Origin of the sequence: Nonomuraea sp. NPDC049655, assembly GCF_044465465.1 — a bacterium.
In the GTDB taxonomy this organism is placed as follows: Bacteria; Actinomycetota; Actinomycetes; order Streptosporangiales; family Streptosporangiaceae; genus Nonomuraea.
On record NZ_JBITLS010000010.1, the window covers coordinates 251,599 to 268,864 of the forward strand.

Genomic DNA, 17,266 nt, shown 5'->3' on the forward strand with positions numbered 1-17,266 from the left:
ACACGCAGTTTCGGCTAGTGGCCGTTGCCGCAACTGCCCCAGCACGTCGTGGCTCTGGTGCTGGCCAGCAGCCCGAGATCGCGCAGCACGGCCTGGGTGCGCTCGACCTCGGAGGTCAGCCAGAGCCGGAAGTCGTCCCCGCTGAGCGGGATCGAGATCCACCCCGCCTTCCGGCACGCCCGACGCCACGAGGCCGAGGAGGTCACCTCGTCGCACATGCGCACGGCCGACTCCCTGCCGTCCTCCGGCATGTTCTCGGGCCCGACGGCCGCGGCCCAGTCCGCGAAGTCCACCCGTACGCCGGACTCCAGCAGGGTCGGCACGTCGAGCCCCGGCACCCGGCGGGCGCAGGAGACGGCCAGGGCCCTGACCCGGCCGCCGTCGATGGCCGCGCGCCAGTCGCCGAGCAGGCCCGCCGCGGCCGCCGCCTTGCCGCCGAGCAGCGCCGAGACGGCCTCGTGGCTGCTGGGGTAGCCCGTGTAGTCCATCTGCCTGGTGTCGGCGCCGAGCCCCTTGGCGATCAGGCCGAACAGCAGGTGGTCGGGCTCGCCCTGCGGCCCGCCGGCCAGCATCGTCCCGCTCGGGTCGGCCCGCAGGTGGGCGCCGAAGTCGTCGAAGTCGGCGAACCGGGAGTTGCCGGGCACGACGACGACCTCGACGTCGCCGGTGAGCCTGGACAGCGGGGTCGAGGTGTCGAGCAGCGTCTGCCCGTTGTTCAGCTCGGAGGCCGCCAGCGCGGGCAGGCCGGTCACGGTGATCCGCGTGCCGGTGGGCGACGCGCCGACGCCCGAGGCGCGCGCGGCGGCGGCGAACGCTTCGCCGACCCGGGCCCAGCGGTCGCCGCCCGCGACGATCGAGAACCGCCCCCTCGCGCCGGCGGGGCCGCCGACGACGTGTTCCGTCCCGCATCCGGCCGCGCACGCCGCCGCACCCAGGGTCCATGCCAAGAACCGCCGACGACGCATCCGCCCTCCCCCGACCTTCGCGAGTACCGCTATTACCTAAAGTTATTGACAGTTCACTCGCTGTTACACATCGGGATATGGTTAACCGAAATTTCGGCGTATGCCGGAGTCAGTCCTGCTTCGTGGCCACCCCGGCCATCAGGGACGACGGCAGCGACCAGTCGCCCACCAGCTTGGGCCGGTCCGGCCGCCAGTCCACGGCCTGCACCAGGCCGGGCGGGTCGAGCGCGAAGCCGCCGAAGAACGCGCGGATCTCGGCCGGGCTGCGGTCCGCCCCGCCCGAGCCGGACGAGCCGCGGCGGCCCCCGCGCGGGTTCTCCTCGTCCGACAGGCGTCCCATCGAGGTGGCGTGCGAGATCACCAGACGGCTGCCGGGCGCGACCGCCTCGCGCAGCGCCGCCACCGCGCCCTGCGGATCGGCCGCGTCGGGCAGGAAGTGCAGGATCGACACCAGCACGATCGCGACCGGCCGCGACAGGTCCAGGAACCGGCCCGCGCGGGCCAGCACCTCCTCGTGGTCGAGCAGGTCGGCCTCCAGGAAGGCGGCCCGGTCCGCCCCGGCGAGCAGGGCCCTGGCGTGCGCGGCGACGACCGGGTCGTCGTCGACGTAGACGACCCTGGCCGCCGGCGCGACCTCGTGCACGCTGCCCTGCGTCGGCAGCCCGCTGCCCAGGTCGATGAACTGGGTGATCCCCGCGGCGGCGACGTAGCGCACGGCACGCTGGAGGAAGGCCCGGTTCGCGCGGGCCAGCGGGACCGCCTCCGGGACCAGCTCGGCGAGCTGGTCGATCGCCAGGCGGTCGACCGCGAAGTTGTCCGTCCCGCCGAGCATGTAGTCGTACATGCGTGCGAGATTCGGAGTGTGGGGGTCGAACTGCCGCACAGTAATGAATTTATGTGGTACGCAGCCGGATAACACTACCCTGCGAGGATTGTGGCTGAATTTATTCCACAGTCACGCTCTTGGCGAGATTGCGAGGCTTGTCCACGTCCCTGCCGAGGGCGACCGCCGCGTGGTAGGCCAGCAGCTGGAGCGGGATCGTCAGCAGCATCGGGTCGAGCTCGATCTCGTTCTTCGGGATCACGATCACGTCGTCGGCCAGCTTGGCGTCGGGCTCGCGGTGGCCGACCATGAGCACCTGGCCGCCGCGGGCGCGGATCTCGCCGAGCGTGGTGAGATTCTTGTCGAGCAGCTCGTCGTCGGGGACGATCGCGACCGTCGGCATGTCCGGGCCGATCAGCGCGAGCGGGCCGTGCTTGAGCTCGCTGGCCGGGTACGCCTCGGCGTGCACGTACGAGATCTCCTTGAGCTTCTGCGCGCCCTCGCGGGCCACCGGGTAGCCCCTGACCCGGCCGACGAACATCATGCTCGGGTGCTTGGCGTACTTCTGCGCCAGCTCGGCGATCTTGTCGCCCTGGGCGAGGATCTCCTCGATCTGGCCGGGCAGCCGGCGCAGGCCCTCCACGATGCGCCGCCCGTCGGCCGGCGACAGGTCGCGCACCCGGCCCAGGTGCAGCGCGAGCAGCGCGAAGGCGACCGAGGTCGAGGTGAACGCCTTGGTCGAGGCGACCGAGACCTCGGGCCCGGCGTGCAGGTAGATGCCGCCGTCGACCTCGCGGGCGATGGCGCTGCCCACGGCGTTGACGATGCCGATCACCCGGCCGCCCTTGCGCTTGAGCTCCTGGACGGCGGCCAGCGTGTCGTAGGTCTCGCCCGACTGGCTGATCGCGACGTAGAGGGTGTCGGGGTCGACGACGGGGTTGCGGTAGCGGAACTCGCTGGCCGGCTCGGCGTCGGCCGGGATGCGCGCCAGCTCCTCGATGAGCTGCGCGCCGATCTGCCCGGAGTAGTACGCCGACCCGCAGCCGATGATCTTCACCCGGCGGAACGAGCGCGTCTCGCGGGCGTCCATGTTCAGGCCGCCGAGGTGGGCGACGTGGAAGCGCTCGTCGAGGCGGCCGCTCATCGTGCGGGTCATCGTCTCGGGCTGCTCGGAGATCTCCTTGAGCAGGTAGTGCTCGTAGCCGCCGGTGTCGTAGTGGCCGGCGTCCCAGTCGACGGTCAGCGGCTCCTTGGCGGTCTCGCGGGCGTCGCTGGCGAAGGTGTGGAAACCGTCGGCCTTGAGCACGGCCAGCTCGCCGTCCTCCAGGTGCACGACCTGGCGGGTGTAGCGGACCAGGGCGGCGACGTCGGAGGCGGCGAACATCTCCTTCTCGCCGATGCCGAGCACGATCGGGCTGCCGTTGCGCGCCACGACCACCTCGCCCGGCCGCTCGGCGTCGATCACCGCGATGCCGTACGTGCCGACGATGTTCTTGAGCGTCTTCCTGACCGCCTCCTCCAGGGAGTCGTTCTCGTCGGCGGCGCGGGCGATCAGGTGGGCCAGGACCTCGGTGTCGGTCTCGGACAGGAACTGGACGCCGTCGGCCTCCAGCTTGGCGCGCAGCTCGCCGGCGTTCTCGATGATGCCGTTGTGCACGACGGCGATGCGCTGGTCGGCCGACAGGTGCGGGTGGGCGTTCTCGTCGCTGGGCACGCCGTGGGTGGCCCAGCGGGTGTGGCCGATGCCGTGGTTGCCCTTGAACCGCACCGGCACGACCTTGGCCAGGTCGGCGACCCGGCCCTTGACCTTGCGTACCTTGAGCCCCTTGTTCGACACCACGACCCCGGCGGAGTCGTAGCCCCGGTACTCAAGCCGCTGCAGCCCTTCCAACAGGATGGGCGCCGCGTCCTTGGGGCCCACGTAGGCCACGATTCCGCACATCGAGGTCTCCTCTTATCCGTAGACGATCCTGCGGAGCTGCCGCAGCGACAGCTCTGGTGCCGCTACCCGGCGTGCGGGTAACTCGGCGGCGATCCGAGGGAAGATCTCGTCGTTGGTCAGGCCGCGGGCCTTGAGCTCGCCGTGACGGCGGCGTACGAACTCCTCGACCGGCTCGGAGAAGTACGACAGCACGTCGGCGACCACGCGGGCCGCCTCTCCTGGGCCGAGCGCGCTCGTCCGGGCGAGATGGGCGATGAGGTCTTCGTAGGGATGCCGCGCCGTGGACACAGACGAGGACATTACGCATCTGGAGCGAGACACGCCAACATCCTGCCCGGAATCGGGCAGGATTTAACTCCATAGCGCTATCACTTCTCTCCTGCGGGTCGTCGAGAGGCTGGCGCGGCGGATCCCGCGGTGCTCATCCGTCACATTCGACCCGTCTGACACATCCCTTTCTGGGAATGGTTACGGACGGTGATCGAGTAGTGCCGTTCCGTGGGGAGATGTCATGCAGCTTCGGCTTGCCGCCGTCCTGGCCACCAGCTTGTCCGCCGGTGTGTGCGCCGTCGTCGGCGGCCCGGCCGTCCCGGCCGCGCCCGCCGTCACGGGCGGCACGGGGGTCCGGGAGCAGGGGCGGCAGGCCGACTTCGCGGCCGCCGCGGCGGAGTTCGGGGTGCCGGTGAGCGTGCTGCTCGGGGTGTCGTACCTGGAGTCGCGGTGGGACGCCAACGGCGGCCGTCCCAGCACGGCGGGCGGGTACGGCCCGATGCACCTGGTGGACGTCGTGCCCGCCGAGCAGGCGGGCCCGGCCGCGGAGGGGTTCGCGCCGGGCGACGCCAGGGGCGACGACAGCCGCCCACTGCCCCGGTCGGCGACGCGGCCGGTCCGCCAGCCGGTCTCCCGGTCACCCCAGTCGGCCTCCCGATCGGCCTCCCGATCGGCCTCCCGATCGGCCTCCCGATCGGCCTCCCGATCGGCCTCGCAGTCGGGCTCGCAGTCGGGCTCGCGGCCGGCTTCCCGGTCGGCTTCGCAGTCGTCGGGGGCGCGGTTGATGGCGGGGGCCGGCACGTCGGCTGCCGCGGTGCCGGACGCGGTGCCGGACGCGACGCTCGCGCTGGCCGGGCGGCTGGCCGGGGTCGCGCCGCGGGCGCTGCGCGCCGACCCGCGCGCCAACATCAGGGGCGGCGCCGCCCTGCTCGCCTCCTACCAGCGCCACCCCAGTCCCGACCCGGCCGACTGGTACGCGGCCGTCGCCCGCTACTCGGGCGCCCGCGACCCGCTCGCCGCGCGGTCGTTCGCCGACGAGGTGTTCGCGGTGCTGCGCGAGGGCGTCGCACGGCGCACGGACGACGGCTTCGACGTGCGGCTGGACGCCGTGCCCGGCCTGCGCCCGCCCGCGGCCCCGGCGAAGAGCGCGACCGGCGACGACAGCGCGACCGGCGACGACGCCGACGAGGACGACGACCCGTTCTTCTTCCCCGACATGGAGCCCGAGGGCGACGACGACTCGGAGTCGGCCGACGAGTCCGACTGGGACGTGCCCGCGCAGGACGAGCTGCCCCTGACCGCCGCCGACTCCTCCGCCGGTTCGTCCGCCGAGTGCCCGAGCAGTCTCAGGTGCGAGTGGATGCCGGCCGCGTACGAGAGGTACGGCAGGAAGAAGGACCGCGGCTACGGCAACCACGACCGGGTCGAGGGCCGCCGCCAGATCGACTACATCGTCATCCACGACACCGAGGGCGGCTACCAGGGCATCCCGTCGATGATCGGCAATCCGAAATACGTGAGCTGGCACTACACGATCCGCTCCCGGGACGGGCACGTCGCCCAGCACGTCCCGACGAAGGACATCGCCTGGCACGCCGGCAACTGGGACTTCAACGCCCGCTCGATCGGCATCGAGCACGAGGGCTACCTGGCCAGGGGCTCCTGGTACACCGAGGCGATGTACCGCTCGTCGGCCCGGCTGGTGCGCTACCTCGCCGGCCGGTACGGCATCCCGCTCGACCGCGCCCACATCCTCGGCCACGACAACGTGCCGGGCGCCACGGCGCAGGCGGTCGCCGGCATGCACGAGGACCCCGGCCCCTACTGGGACTGGGCCCACTACTTCGAGCTGATGAACCACCCGTTCAAGGGCGACGGGACGGGCTCGTCGGTGATCATCAGGCCGTCCTACGACGACAACCGGCCGTACTACACCGGCTGCGCCAGCACCAAGCCCGGCCGCCGGTGCCCGGAGCACGGCGCGGCCAGCGTGTGGCTGCACACCCGGCCGAGCGAGAGCGCCCCGCTGGTCACCGACGCCGGCAAGCACCCCGGCAAGCCGAGCACGTACAGCGTGTACGACCACAGCGCCCGCGCCTCGACCGGGCAGCGGTTCGCGGTGGCCGGACGGCAGGGCGACTGGACGGCGATCTGGTACCTGGGGCAGCGGGCCTGGTTCCTCAACCCGTCCGCCGCCCCCACGGCCGTCCCGGCGAAGGGCCCGCTGGTCACGCCGCTGGCCGCGGGCACCAAGGTGTACGGCCGCGCCTACCCGGAGCGGTCGGCGTACCACGGCGGCGGGGTGCAGCCGCTGACGCCGCTGCAGTACCGGATCGGGCCGGGGCAGTCGTACTCGCTGGGCGGCACGGTCACCGGCTCCTTCTACTCGGCCGGCGCCTTCAACCCGGCCAGGCACGTGCGGGTCACGGGGTCCGTCCGGTACCACCAGATCCAGCTCGGGCATCGTGTCATGTTCGTCCAGGCCAAGGATGTGCGCGTCATCCGCTGAATTTCGCCCCACGGGGCTCGGGCTGCGCACGGGCACTCCGCGAAGACGATATGGTTTTCCCGTGGCCCCGCGAGTTCGCAGGGGATTCACGCGGAAGTGGCTCAGTGGTAGAGCATCACCTTGCCAAGGTGAGGGTCGCGGGTTCGAATCCCGTCTTCCGCTCGGAGTCAAACTCCTGGTGGAGTGGCCGAGAGGCGAGGCAGCGGCCTGCAAAGCCGTCTACACGGGTTCAAATCCCGTCTCCACCTCGGTGGTACAACGGACTCTCCTGGGTCCGGTAAAGTTAAGTGCGCCATGCGGAAGTGGCTCAGTGGTAGAGCATCACCTTGCCAAGGTGAGGGTCGCGGGTTCGAATCCCGTCTTCCGCTCTGAGTGACAACTCAACAAGGACGATTAGCTCAGCGGGAGAGCGCTTCCCTGACACGGAAGAGGTCACTGGTTCAATCCCAGTATCGTCCACCCACGCTCTTCGGAAGTCAGACCGGGTTTCGGTCCGGTCCGGACAGCGGTCAAGCCCCAGCGAACGGCAAACGCCGGACGACTGGGGCTTCTTGTTGCTGCGGACCGATCATGGTTGTCGGCACCAGTGCCGACTGCATGACAACCCTCGATGAACCCCGCTCCCACCGGGCGGAACGATCGCCGCGCTTCCGGCGCACATGCCCGCCTGGAGGCGTCCGGAGAACGCGGTCCCGACGTCGGACGACTCCGTGACACGCCGTACGTCGGCCGCCGCGCACGTCATCGAAGGGGCGGACGGCTTTCGCGGGAGTCGTCAACATGGCCTGTGCAAATGGCCGGTCGGAGCCTGATCAGTCGTCCAACTCCCGCATCTGCGTACGGGCCTTGCGTAGTTTCTCGTAAGCGGTCCTGGCCTTCTCCGCTTCGACGCGGCCGTTGTACCAGGAGGCTTGCAGCTTGGGGAACCAGGAGCCGATCTTGTCCGGGTTCCTGAACAGATACACGACCGCGGAGATCACGCTCGCGCCCCCAGCACCCGTGGTCACCAGTTCCAGCGTGAGCGGCGAGTTCATGGAGACGGAACGCAGGTGGACGCCTCCCCGTGAGACCACTCCGACCGACTCTCGATAGACCAGCAACTCAAGGAGCTCGATCACCTCTGCGCTGAAGGTGTCCACCTCGACAGGGAGTTCCTCGAGCGCCCCCACGCGATCCTTTATCTGCTGAGCGATTCTCACCGCCTTGATGACCTCGTTCAGCGCGTTCAGCAGGTCGAGAGCATGCCCGTAGGCCGGATGAAGGTCAGTGGTCCCTGCTGTCGGGTCGATCAGTACTTCGAGACCGTTGCCTACGCGGGTGCGCTCATCTAAGGCCTCTCCGCTCACAGCAGAGATCGTAACTCCTACCGGCGGAGGAGATGACCTCTGCGAATGGGCGACTTCGGGAGTCAGGCCGGGTTTCGGTCCGGTCCGGACAGCGGTCAATCCCCGACGAACGGCCAACGCCGGACGCCTGGGGCTTCTCTGTGCCTGAGGCCGGGTCTCGCCCTTCCGGGCAAAGCCCGCCCGCAGTTCCACACACTCATCCACCGGCGGTCGTCCGTCGGACCGCCGGGGCTGTACGGACGGGGACGGCCTCTTCGGTGTGGCGAGGCAGCAGGAGTTCGGATCTCCAGGCCGGCCAGCGGCTTCGGATCTCCATGGGACGGCTCACGCGGAGGTACGAGGCCTGCCGGATGGCTCCCGGGCGTTCTGCCGAAGCGGAAGGACGCCCTCGCCACTGTTCGATCCGGTTGGTGCAGCTTGCCGTTCACCCGGCTTGGCCGTCTTCGGCCGGAACCGGTGCGGGCGTCGTAGGCGTCGCCGGTCGTTCCCACTCGTCGTTGTCGCTCTTCTCTTCATCGCCGGAATCGCCGTCCGGGGGCGGTTTGCCCCCTTGCTACAGCGCCCTTTCCCGCTCGACGGCTTCACCATCGCGACGGCATGACGGGGGCACGGGCGGTGGTGGAGGTGACGCCGGTCAGGTCGAGTTCGGCCTGTCCTGGGCCACGGCCTCGACGGTCATCGCCTGCATCGGCTGCTCGGATACGCCGTTCAGCGCCCAGGAGCGGAACCGGCCGTAGGCGGCGGATCATGGCTCATGCTCGACCGGCGGGTCACGCCACAGCCCACTCAGGAAATCCGTACCGACGTGGACCTTCTGGTGGATGCCTGTCCCACTGCTCTGGCATCGGCGGTGACCAGGCTGTCGCGCGGCCTGCGTCAGTGCCTTGATGTCGGGGATTCGGTGTATCGCGGGCGTATCGAAAAGCGCATACGCCACCGCAACAGTCCTCCGTCTTCAGTAGAGGCACCGACCACATGGTGGTGATCGGCTGCCGACGGCGGTCGCGGTCAGACCTGCAGCGGTCGGCTCGTCGTCAGGAAAGGACCGTGATCATGGACTCTGTGGGTGGCGTCGGCCGGCGGCGGCTGCTCGGGTGGAGCGGGCTCGCGGCGGCCGGCGTGGTGGCGGCCGGCGCGCCGCTGGTGGGCGGCCGGCCCGGCGAACAACCCGGCGACCGGCCCGATGATCGGCAGCACCGTCCGGCCGCGACCGGCCCCGGCATCCCGCCGGACACCCGTCCCGGCGGCGCCTACGACCGGTACGTGGCGAAGCTGGCCGCGGAGGGCAGGTTCTCCGGCGTGGTGCTGCTGTCGCACCGGGGCCGGACGGTGCTGTCCCGCAGCTACGGCATGGCGGACAAGGAGAAGGGGATCCGCAATCACGAAGGCATCGCGTTCAGCCTCAGTTCGGCGGGCAAGCCGTTCGGCGCGGTGGCCATCCTGCAGCTGGTGCAGCAGGGCAAGGTGAAGCTGTCGGACACGGTGGGCACCCACCTGACGGGCTACGCCAAGGACGTCGCCGACCAGGTGACCATCCACCACCTGCTCTCCGGCACCTCCGGGCTGGACACCCCGGAGGAGGACCCGCAGCGCATCTTCCGGAGCCGGGAGGAGGTGCACGATTTCTACGAGCGGTGGGCCCGGAAGGCGCAGCTGGTGGCCGCCCCCGGCACCCCCACCGAACACGCCGGCGCCGACGTCGTCATCCCGGCGCTGATCGTGGAGGCGGTGACCGGCAGGACGTACTGGGACTACGTCGAGGAGAACATCTTCAAGCGCTGCGGCATGACCGGCTCGGCGTTCTACACCAGGCGGCAGTGGCTCACCGATGCGCACATCGCGCACCCTCACATGAGGCTGGCTGACGGCAGCGTGGTGGACGCCGTCCGCAACCTGGGCAAGAGCAGCTCGAACCAGTCCACGCCGGGCAAGAACCCGGGCCGCGGCTTCATCGACGTCCCCGGGGACGGGGGGTTCGCCACCGCACCGGATCTCGTCCGGTTCGCGCACGCCCTGAGCGACGGCACGGTGCTGGAACGGCCCTACGCCGAGGTGCTCACCGCGGCCAAGCTCCCCCACGGACCGCAGTCGTTCGGGGCTTACCACATGCCGGTCCGCATCGTCAGCGGTCAGTGGGTGCACGGACGCGCCGGCGCCAACCCCGGTGTCGGCGCCAGCTGGAACGTCTACCCGTACACCGGTTGGGTCGGTGTCATCCTCAGCAACACCGACGGCGGGACGCTGCAGGAGCTGACCGGGCGGGAGGTACAGGCTGTCATCGGCGGCACGCCTGGCGGCGGGGGCGGGGGCGGCTGAGGTGGTCCGGCGGTCGACACGCTGAGGGGCACGGCGTTGCCCGCCCTGAGTTCGCGTGCGTCCCGGCTCGGCGCAGCGGACGTCGCCGCCAGGTGATCGACTCCGCGGCCACACCTTTGAGAGGCCTTTCGAGCGAGCGAGGAGTTGGTCATGGATCGCATGGTGGAGATCGCCATTCCGGTCTACAACGAGCAGCACGTGCTGGCGTGCAGCGTGCGCAGACTGCACGCCTATCTGGAAGAGACGTTCCCCTACCGGTTTCGGATCACGATCGCCGACAACGCCAGCGTCGACGGAACGTGGCAGGTCGCGCAGGAGCTGGAGACCGAACTGCACGGGGTCCGGGCGGTACGGCTGGAGCAGAAGGGCCGCGGACGGGCGCTGCGGCATGTGTGGAGCCACAGCAACGCCGACGTGGTCGCCTACATGGACGTGGATCTGTCCACCGACCTGGACGCCTTCTTTCCGCTGGTGGCGCCGCTGATCTCCGGGCACAGCGATCTGGCCATCGGGACCCGGCTGACGCGCGGGTCGGCGGTGGTGCGCGGCCCGAGACGGGAGCTGATCTCCCGGGGTTACAACGTGTTGTTGCGCACGACGCTGGCGGCCCGCTTCACCGACGCCCAATGTGGTTTCAAGGCCGCGCGGACCGTGATCGCCAGGGCGTTGCTGCCGTCGGTGCAGGACGAGAAGTGGTTCTTCGACACCGAGTTGCTGCTGCTGGCCGAGTGCAACGGGCTGCGCATCCACGAGGTGCCGGTGGACTGGGTCGACGACCCCGACAGCCGGGTGGACGTCCTGCGAACCGCGCTGGATGACGTGAAGGGCATGGCCCGGGTGGCGCGGCGCATGCTGACGGGCGCGTTCGACGCCCCGGTGGAGAGCCGGCCGCGGCCGCGGCTGCCGGCGGGGATGGCCCGGCAACTGCCGACTTTCGCGATCATCGGGGTGTTCAGCACGATCGCTCAGCTGGTGCTGTTCGTGCTGCTGCGCATGGTGATGGGGCCGCTGTGGGCGAACGCGGTCTCGCTGTCGATCACCACTGTCGGCAACACCGCCGCCAACCGCCGGTTCACCTTCGGGGTGACGGGCCGGGAACGGGCGTTCAGGCAGCAGCTGGAGGGCGGTCTGGCGTTCCTGCTCGGACTGGCGCTGAGCACCGGCTGTCTGGCCCTGCTGCACGCACTGGCGCCCGAGGCGCCACGGGCCGTCGAGATCGCCGCGCTGGTGACCGCCAACGGGGTCGCGACGCTGGTGCGGTTCCTTCTGATGCGCACCTGGATCTTCCATCCACGGCGCCTGGGGCGCCGGTCGGCCCCGGCCGATCCGACCGTCGGCACGGCCCGGAAGGACGAGGTCGCATGACCATCCGCGTACGTCGTGCACAGACGCCCTCCGATCCGCCGGGCCCGTCTGACGGGCCCCGCTCGTATGCCGCATCGGGGTGGCTGCGCCGGCTGGCCTTGGGCGGGCCTGAAGATCCGCGCTGGTCGCGTCCGGCGCTCTGGGGCGTGCTGTCGGCGGCTTTCGTGCTGTACGCGTGGAACCTGTGGTCGGCCGGCTACGCCAACTCCTACTACTCGGCGGCGGTCAAGAGCGGCACCGGGAGCTGGAAGGCGTTCTTCTTCGGGGCCCTGGACGCCGAGTCGTTCATCACCGTGGACAAGCCTCCTATGGCGCTGTGGGTGATGGGCCTGCTCGCCCGCGTCCTGGGGTTCGGGACATGGAGCCTGATGTTGCCGCAGGTGCTGGCCGGGGTGGCCGCCGTCGCGGTGCTGCACGCCACGGTACGGCGCGCGGCCGGGTTTCCGGCGGCGCTGATCGCTGCCGGGGTGCTGGCGCTGACCCCGATCACGGTGGCCATCAACCGCGACAACAATCCCGACACGCTGCTGGTGCTGTGGCTGGTGCTGGCCGCGTGGTCGTGTCAGCGCGCGATCGAGTCGGGACGCCTGCGCTGGCTGCTGGCCTCGGCCGCGTTCGCGGGGTGCGGGTTCAACACCAAGATGCTGCAGGCGTTCGTGGTCGTCCCGGCGCTGGCGGTGGCCTACCTGGTGGCGGCCAGGCCGGGCGTGCCGCGCCGGGTGGAGCATCTGCTGGCGGCGGGTGCGGTGCTGGTGGTGTCGAGTTCCTGGTGGATGGTGGTGGTCGACCTGATCCCGTCCGGGAGTCGTCCGTTCATCGGAGGCAGCACCGACGGCACCGTGCGTGACCTCGTCATCGGCTTCAACGGCCTGGGCCGGATCTTCGGCCTGGAGACGCCCGGCGGCGGCCGGGGCGGCGGGGGCTTCGGCGGCGCCCCAGGCGCGGGACGGATGTTCAACGACATGGTCGGCGGTCAGATCTCCTGGCTGCTGCCGTTCGCGATGCTCGCGCTGATCGCGGGGGGCGTGCTGCTGTGGCAGCGGTCGCGCACCGACCTGGCCCGGGCCGGGCTGGTGCTGTGGGGTGGCTGGCTGGCGATGTACTGGGCGGCGTTCAGCTTCGCCAAGGGCGTGTTCCACCCGTACTACACCACGTCGCTGGCCCCCGCGATCGCCGTACTGGCCGGAGTGGGCGGGGTGTTGTTGTACGACGCGTACCGGGGGCCGGTCCGGTGGTCGTGGGTGCTGCCCGTGGGCGTCGCGGTCACGGGGGCGTGGTCGTTCGCGCTGCTGAACCGGACGCCCGACTGGAATCCATGGCTGCGCTGGGTGATCGTGGCGGCGACCGTGCTGGCGGTGCTCGCGCTGGTGGCCGCGCGGCTGCCGTGGGCGCGGGGTCACGGCCTCGTCGTCGCGTCGATGACGTTCACGCTGGTCGCGGCCCTGGCAGGTCCGGGGGCGTACGCGGCGGTGACCGCGTTCGGCGGCGGCAACACCAGTGGCAACGCGCTGGCGGGGCCGTACGCGGCGCAGGCCGGGAACGGTCAGGCCGGGAACGGTCAGGCGCCGCCCCAGGGGCGGGGCGGCATGCTGGTGGTCGGCGGGCCGGCCGGTGAGTTGAGCGACGACATGGTCGGCTACCTGCTCAAGCACCGGGGCGGTGCGCGCTGGCTGGTCGCCGTGGTCAGTGCCCAGCAGGCGTCGTCGATCATCCTGTCGACCGGCGAGCCGGTGATCGCGATGGGCGGCTTCACCGGGCAGGACCCGGCGATGACGGTGGCCGGGCTGCAGGAGTACGTCGGCAGGGGCGAACTGCGCCACATCGTGATCAACGGGGCGGGTCAGAGCGGCCCGATGAGCGGCGACCCCGCCATCGCCTCATGGGTGCGGAAGAACGGCACGAGGGTTCCCGCGAGCGCGTACGGCGGCATGGCCGACGAGGGCGGCGGTGAGCTGTACCGGCTCGGCTGAGGGGGGGAGGCCGAGCGGGCGGATCACGGCCAGGGGTCGGACGGCTTCTGCTCGATCGTCGTCACCCTCGCGTCCCCCGGCCGCTCCAGTGGCGTACGGCGATCAGGGGTCGGGTCTTCGCCGGTGGTGGCGGCGTCGAGTGATCGCAGGGCCGCCTGGGTGCCGGCGATCAGCTCGGGGTCGCCTTCGGCCGTGCGCAGGGCCAGGGCTTCCTGCAGCGCCTCGCGGGCCTCCTGCTTGCGTCCCAGGTCGGCAAGGGTCTTGCCGAGATGCTGGAGCGGGAAGCACACCATTTCGGGTGCTTCCTTCCTGGCAAGGGCGAGCGTCGCGCGGCACAGGGTTTCCGAGGTTGCCGCGTCACCTGCGTACCGATGGGCGTCGGCCAGGTTGAGCGACGCGGCGATCCGCCTGCCGGTCGTGTCCGCCAGGTCGAGCGCACGGCGGAGGCAGCGGATCGCGTCGCCGTACTCGCCCAGGACCAGCAGCCCGATCCCGATCGCGCGCAGCGTGCCGTGGTCGGCGGGGTCCTGGGCGCGGGCCGCGTCCACGAGTGCGGTGAGCCGGCCACGGTCGCGGGGGACCATCCGTTGGCGTTCGTCGTAGGTGACGAGCTGGTTGATCTCTTGGAAGAGCACGGCCCGGGTCACAGGTATTCGTGGGGGCCGGTGGGCACGGGTTCGCCGGCGGGCGGGTCGTCGTCGGACAGGCCGGTGAGGATGACGGCGAGTTCGGCGCGGGTGTGGATGCCGAGCTTGCGGTAGATGCGGGCGAGATGGGTGTCCACGGTGCGCTTGCTGATCGACAGCGTCGTGGCCACCTCCAGGTTGCTCATCCCGCGCAGCACCAGGTCGGTGACCCGGCGTTCGCCGACGGTCAGCACGTGGTCGTCCTGGCCGGGGACGAGGGCGGCGGCGCGGGCCGGGGCGGTGGCGGCGCGGTGCTTGTCGGCCAGGGCGGCCAGGCGGCCCGCGCCGCAGTCGGCGGCCAGCCGCAGCGCCAGGGCCAGCGTCTCGTGGGCCTTGCCGTCGTCGCCGGCCTGGCGCTGGGCGATGCCGAGGCGGAGCAGGGCCCTGGCGTGTTCGAGCCGGGCGCCCCGGTTGCCCAGCAGGGCGACGGCCTCGTGCAGCATGTCGAGCCGGACCCGTCCCTCGTGGGCGAGGCTGCCCGCGCTGAGCGCGCGGGCGACGACGGTGGGCGCGCCCCAGGCGCGGGCCAGCTCCAGCTCCCGTTCGGCCACCATGCGGGCCGCCGAGCGCTCCCCGGACAGGACGTAGGCCAGGATCGAGTTCGTGCCCCAGGGCACGCAGGCCGGGTTGGCGATGCCGGCGGCGGTCAGGCGGCGACCGCACTCCAGCAGGGTCAGCAGGCCGTCGCGCGGGCGGCCCTGGGCGAGCCGGAGGCGGCCCAGGGCGTCGAGGGCCTGCCCGGAGATCATCGGGTGCCAGTCGCCGTACGGGGCGACGGACTTCAGCGCCGACTCCGCGGCCTCCAGGTCGCCGAACTCCACCAGCACCCGGGCGGCGCAGGCGGCGGCGGCCACGTGGAACCCCTCGGCCTGGCACTCGCGCGCGCTGACGACGGCGGCCTCGGCGTCGGCCAGCCCGGCCTCCAGGCTGCCGAGCTGGTAGCGCACCTCGGCCCGGGTCAGCAGCGCCAGCGCCAGGCCGGTGCCGGAGCCGGCCTCCTGGATCTCGCTGACCAGGCGTTCGGCCCAGTAGGAGGCCTCGTCGAGGCGGTCGCCCCACACCAGCGGCAGCACGGCGGCCGCCGGCACCGGGCCCTGGCCGTCGAGGCAGCGCCGGGTCTGGGCGAGCGTGCGCGGCAGGCTGCGGCCCCGCGCGCCGGTGGCCAGGGCCAGCACGCTGAGGAACTCCCTGGCCGCCGGGCTGACCAGCGTGCCGAGGGAGCGTCCGAGCCGGCGCAGGCCGAGCCGTCCGGCCGAGCGGCCCCACAGCAGCGCCTGGGCGGCGAGCACGAGCAGCAGGTCCGCGCCGCCGAACTGCGGGGCGGCGGCGGCGCTCTCGGCCGCGCCGGCGAAGACCTCGGCGGCCTCGGCGGAGTTCGCGGTGACCAGGATGTCGGCGAACGGCGCCAGCGACATCAGGGCGTGCGGGGCCATCCTGACCCGGCCGTAGGCGGTGCGCAGGTGGCGCAGGCAGGCGGGCAGGTCGCGGTGCTTCTCCACGGCGCCCAGCTCGGCGGTGACCTCCAGCACGGTGTCCTGGTCGTCGGTCTCGGCCAGCGCGCGGTGCAGGTAGCCGGTCGCGTCCTCCCACGAGTGCCTGGCGGCGGCCTCGCCGGCGGCTTCGCGCAGCACGGTGACGGTGAGCGGGTCGCCGGTCGGGCCGGCCGACATCAGGTGGCGGGCCGAGCGGCGCAGCGGCGCGCCCAGCCGGTACAGCAGCGACGCGGTACGGCGGTGCAGCCGGTCGCGCTCGCCCGGGTCCATCCCGGCCAGCACGGCCTGCTGGATGCGCGGATGGGCGAAGCGGTCGGGCGGCGTGCCGGTGACCAGCCCGGCGCGGCGCAGCGTCTCCCCCGCCGCCCTGGCGGTGTCCTGGCCGTGCCCGGCGATCATGGCGGCGACCTCCATGCCGTCCTCGGGCGCGACGATGGCCAGGCTGCGCAGCAGGTCGACGCCCGCGGCGTCCACGCCGGAGCCGCTGCCGGACAACCAGCCGAGCGCGGTCTCGGTCAGCGCCAGCGCGCCGATCTCCAGCACCCGGGGCAGCTCGGCGCGCACCGGGCGCACGCCGGACCGGCCGAGCCGCCCGGCCAGCTCCCGCAGCAGCAGCGGGTTGCCCTGGGTGAGCCGGTGGCAGGCGGCGGCGACCTCCTCGCCGATCTCGTCCCCGGTCTCCTTCCCGCCGCCGAGCACGGACTCCATGAGCCGGGCGGCGCATTGGGCGCACAGGGGCGCGGGCCGCAGCAGCCGCGTGTACGGCAGCGCCGCCAGGTCTCTGACCAGGTCGTCGGGGCCGCCGGAGTCGGCGGTGGTGTCGGCGGTGGTGAGGACCATCGCGATGGGCAGGCCGTCGAGCCGCCGGGCGATGTAGGAGCACCACTGGGAGGACTGCGGATCGGTGTGGTGCACGTCGTCGACGGCGATGATCAGCGGCCGGTCACCGGTGAAGGACCGGGTGGCCCGGTAGAGGCCGTGCAGCAGGTCGGGGGTGACGGGATGGCCCCGGTCGAGGCCGCCGCCCAGGTCGGGCCCGACGACGGAGCTCCCGCCGGACGGCGGCGCGCGCCCGGCGGTCATGAGCGGTTCGAAGAGCTGGCGGACGACGCCGAACGGGTGGTCGCGCTCGGTGGGATGCCCCCGGGCCATCAGCAGCAGCGCCCCCACCTCGCCCCTGGCCGCCAGCGCGGCGTTGAGCAAGGTCGTCTTGCCCATGCCCCGGGACCCCTGGATCAGCAGGACGGAGGGACCGCCGGCACGGACCCTCGACAGCGCCTCCCGCATCGCGGCGGTCTCGACGTCACGGTGTAGCAGCGGCTGTCCCGAAGACATCGCCACTCCCCACAGTTCGGCCCCCCTGAAACTGTCCACCAGGATCATGCCGCCTCAGGCGGGCGGGCTGTCAATACCTAGGCGCACGAATCCGACTAATCCGGACTATTGGCACCGGGTTCAACAGCCGGCCCACGCCGGGGCGCATGCGCATTCCCGACGGACCAATACGTATTTTCCCCCGTCGTACCGATGAAATGCGTACGCCGGAATTACGTCTTTACACCGGATCCGGCCCGATGCGAC

At 71.6% G+C, this 17,266-nt stretch carries 11 protein-coding genes and 4 tRNA genes; 8 read left to right on the plus strand and 7 right to left on the minus strand.

Annotation, left to right across the window (positions count from 1 at the left end):
- Positions 1-14 precede the first annotated feature (14 nt).
- From ACIBQ6_RS30955 to ACIBQ6_RS30970, 4 genes are all read right to left on the minus strand, one after another.
- Entirely contained in the window at positions 15-965 is a 951-nt protein-coding gene (locus tag ACIBQ6_RS30955) for a tripartite tricarboxylate transporter substrate-binding protein (RefSeq protein WP_358285432.1), read from the minus strand.
- 109 nt (positions 966-1,074) lie between these two features.
- Entirely contained in the window at positions 1,075-1,884 is an 810-nt protein-coding gene (locus ACIBQ6_RS30960; protein WP_397216141.1) for an SAM-dependent methyltransferase, read from the minus strand.
- A gap of 25 nt (positions 1,885-1,909) precedes the next feature.
- Complete coding sequence (gene glmS / locus ACIBQ6_RS30965; RefSeq protein WP_364338021.1) at positions 1,910-3,730, minus strand: glutamine--fructose-6-phosphate transaminase (isomerizing); 1,821 nt, start codon at positions 3,728-3,730, stop codon at positions 1,910-1,912.
- 12 nt (positions 3,731-3,742) lie between these two features.
- Positions 3,743-4,030 (minus strand): hypothetical protein, encoded by a 288-nt coding sequence (locus tag ACIBQ6_RS30970; RefSeq protein ID WP_397216143.1) that lies wholly within the window; start codon positions 4,028-4,030, stop codon positions 3,743-3,745.
- 211 nt (positions 4,031-4,241) lie between these two features.
- On the opposite strand from ACIBQ6_RS30970, the gene ACIBQ6_RS30975 reads away from it, so the two are divergent.
- From ACIBQ6_RS30975 to ACIBQ6_RS30995, 5 genes are all read left to right on the plus strand, one after another.
- A complete protein-coding gene (locus tag ACIBQ6_RS30975) occupies positions 4,242-6,509 on the plus strand; it encodes an N-acetylmuramoyl-L-alanine amidase (RefSeq protein WP_397216145.1) in 2,268 nt (755 codons plus the stop codon).
- A gap of 90 nt (positions 6,510-6,599) precedes the next feature.
- Positions 6,600-6,671: transfer RNA gene (locus tag ACIBQ6_RS30980), tRNA-Gly, on the plus strand.
- Positions 6,672-6,686: 15 nt separating this feature from the next.
- Positions 6,687-6,757 (plus strand) — tRNA-Cys (locus tag ACIBQ6_RS30985).
- 48 nt (positions 6,758-6,805) lie between these two features.
- A tRNA-Gly gene (locus ACIBQ6_RS30990) sits at positions 6,806-6,877 on the plus strand.
- A 19-nt stretch (positions 6,878-6,896) separates the two neighbouring features.
- Positions 6,897-6,968: transfer RNA gene (locus tag ACIBQ6_RS30995), tRNA-Val, on the plus strand.
- Between the two features lie 353 nt (positions 6,969-7,321).
- Here ACIBQ6_RS30995 and ACIBQ6_RS31000 read toward each other — a convergent pair.
- Positions 7,322-7,855 carry a hypothetical protein gene (locus ACIBQ6_RS31000; RefSeq protein WP_397216147.1) on the minus strand — a complete coding sequence of 178 codons (534 nt, stop codon included), beginning with the start codon at positions 7,853-7,855 and terminating at the stop codon, positions 7,322-7,324.
- A 1,053-nt stretch (positions 7,856-8,908) separates the two neighbouring features.
- On the opposite strand from ACIBQ6_RS31000, the gene ACIBQ6_RS31005 reads away from it, so the two are divergent.
- The 3 genes from ACIBQ6_RS31005 to ACIBQ6_RS31015 all read left to right on the plus strand — a co-directional run bounded on the left by ACIBQ6_RS31005 (position 8,909) and on the right by ACIBQ6_RS31015 (position 13,506).
- The gene (locus tag ACIBQ6_RS31005; RefSeq protein ID WP_397216149.1) at positions 8,909-10,171 is read left to right on the plus strand and encodes a serine hydrolase domain-containing protein; all 1,263 of its coding nucleotides are present in this window, start codon (positions 8,909-8,911) and stop codon (positions 10,169-10,171) included.
- Positions 10,172-10,321: 150 nt separating this feature from the next.
- Entirely contained in the window at positions 10,322-11,536 is a 1,215-nt protein-coding gene (locus tag ACIBQ6_RS31010) for a glycosyltransferase (RefSeq protein ID WP_397216151.1), read from the plus strand.
- Between the two features lie 146 nt (positions 11,537-11,682).
- Positions 11,683-13,506, plus strand: a complete 1,824-nt coding sequence (locus ACIBQ6_RS31015; RefSeq protein ID WP_397216153.1) for a glycosyltransferase family 39 protein — start codon at positions 11,683-11,685, stop codon at positions 13,504-13,506.
- Positions 13,507-13,529: 23 nt separating this feature from the next.
- Here ACIBQ6_RS31015 and ACIBQ6_RS31020 read toward each other — a convergent pair whose 3' ends face one another.
- Complete coding sequence (locus ACIBQ6_RS31020; protein WP_397216155.1) at positions 13,530-14,153, minus strand: tetratricopeptide repeat protein; 624 nt, start codon at positions 14,151-14,153, stop codon at positions 13,530-13,532.
- The gene (locus ACIBQ6_RS31025) at positions 14,150-17,020 is read right to left on the minus strand and encodes an AAA family ATPase (protein ID WP_397216157.1); all 2,871 of its coding nucleotides are present in this window, start codon (positions 17,018-17,020) and stop codon (positions 14,150-14,152) included. The genes ACIBQ6_RS31020 and ACIBQ6_RS31025 overlap by 4 nt, the downstream gene beginning before the upstream one ends.
- Positions 17,021-17,266: the final 246 nt, after the last annotated feature.

Bases quoted from the DNA above. Each gene is read 5' to 3' on its own strand.
- ACIBQ6_RS30955 (WP_358285432.1), bottom strand. From the start codon at position 965: ATGCGTCGTCGGCGGTTCTTGGCATGGACCCTGGGTGCGGCGGCGTGC.
- glmS (WP_364338021.1), bottom strand. From the start codon at position 3,730: ATGTGCGGAATCGTGGCCTACGTGGGCCCCAAGGACGCGGCGCCCATC.
- ACIBQ6_RS30970 (WP_397216143.1), bottom strand. From the start codon at position 4,030: ATGTCCTCGTCTGTGTCCACGGCGCGGCATCCCTACGAAGACCTCATC.
- ACIBQ6_RS30975 (WP_397216145.1), top strand. From the start codon at position 4,242: ATGCAGCTTCGGCTTGCCGCCGTCCTGGCCACCAGCTTGTCCGCCGGT.
- ACIBQ6_RS31005 (WP_397216149.1), top strand. From the start codon at position 8,909: ATGGACTCTGTGGGTGGCGTCGGCCGGCGGCGGCTGCTCGGGTGGAGC.
- ACIBQ6_RS31010 (WP_397216151.1), top strand. From the start codon at position 10,322: ATGGATCGCATGGTGGAGATCGCCATTCCGGTCTACAACGAGCAGCAC.
- ACIBQ6_RS31025 (WP_397216157.1), bottom strand. From the start codon at position 17,020: ATGTCTTCGGGACAGCCGCTGCTACACCGTGACGTCGAGACCGCCGCG.